This is a genomic window from Mesorhizobium sp. M7A.F.Ca.US.014.04.1.1, from assembly GCF_003998745.1.
Classification (GTDB): domain Bacteria; phylum Pseudomonadota; class Alphaproteobacteria; order Rhizobiales; family Rhizobiaceae; genus Mesorhizobium; species Mesorhizobium ciceri.
In genome coordinates this window covers 1-1110 of the sequence record NZ_RZRW01001086.1, presented here as the reverse complement: position 1 = coordinate 1110, position 1110 = coordinate 1, and the positions used below count along the sequence as shown (strand labels likewise).

Below are 1110 nucleotides of genomic sequence, written 5' to 3'. Positions count from 1 at the left end.
GGCGAGGGGGCAAAAGAACTGTCGCAGGCGGAGGCACTGGTTTTGATGTGCATTGCCTATTTCCAGCCGATCACGCGCGGCGAGTTGTCTTCCTTCTTTGGCAAGGAGGTGTCGCGCGACCTGATCGGTGTGCTGCGGGGGCAGGACCTCATCGCCTCGGGGCCGCGCAGTCCGCAGCCGGGCGCGCCCTATACCTATGTGACGACCAAAAATTTTCTGTCGCAATTCGGGCTCGACACGCTGCGCCAGCTGCCGGATCTCGAGGCGCTCGAGGACGCAGGGCTGCTGTCGAAGGAAAAGCTGCTGGCCGGCGATATTCTGACTGGGCTGAAGGGAGACGGGGAAGATGCAAGTGTGGACAATGAAGGTGTTGAGTTCGGTATCTGAGAGAAGGTAGACGCGCGATCGCGCCATCGCCGGACACGCATTGACGCGACTGGTCCGAAGCCGTTCCCTCGGGCACAAGTGATAGCCCGCTTGGGCTGACCAACCGCCGGAAAATTGGCGTGTCGTTCGCGATCCGTCCAGGCCTAGCAGTCGGAATACGAAGAGCCCGGCATGACCGTGACCGCATGCCGGGCTCTTGGGAGCTGCATAGTATCCCTCAACGATCAACCTGAACCGGTCCGACGAGGTTGACGTTGGCTGATGCCCCAAGGCTCTCAGTCAGCCGGATGCGCACGCGAGTAAGCAGCCTACTGATTGTCTTGACGCTGGTATCGAGGAGTGAGGCGATGTCAGCCTGTCTGAGCCGCGTGCTCGACGGATCGATCTTCATGCGACGGGCGCGGGCCACTATGGCGTTCCCATCTTGATGACCAATCTTGGCAAGCGTGCACCGAGCGCGAATGCCATCGATGCCAAAGCCAAGCTCCGGATGGAGGCCGTACCCGATACAAGCGCCAACGGAGGCGCCATGAACAAATTAGTGTCGACGAGAAGGCCCATCGACGTTTCCCAGAACCGAGCACCTGGTTCAAACGTTGTCGAGCAAGCCATTGTCGATTGCGACGCGTGGTCAAACATGAGCGATAGCATGCCAACTTCGAACGGAAACGATCGCCCCGGCGCGGCGGCGGCATTTCCGTATGACCGCATGACGGTCCGGCG

General features: G+C 60.5%; 2 protein-coding genes. Both read left to right on the top strand.

Features of this window, described 5'->3' with window-relative positions:
* Nucleotides 1-387 (top strand): SMC-Scp complex subunit ScpB (locus EOA22_RS34685; protein WP_164756223.1); only part of this gene is annotated, 387 nt, incomplete at its 5' end.
* 427 nt (nucleotides 388-814) lie between these two features.
* On the top strand, nucleotides 815-1110 hold a 296-nt coding region (locus tag EOA22_RS34680), incomplete at its 3' end, for a hypothetical protein (RefSeq protein ID WP_164756222.1).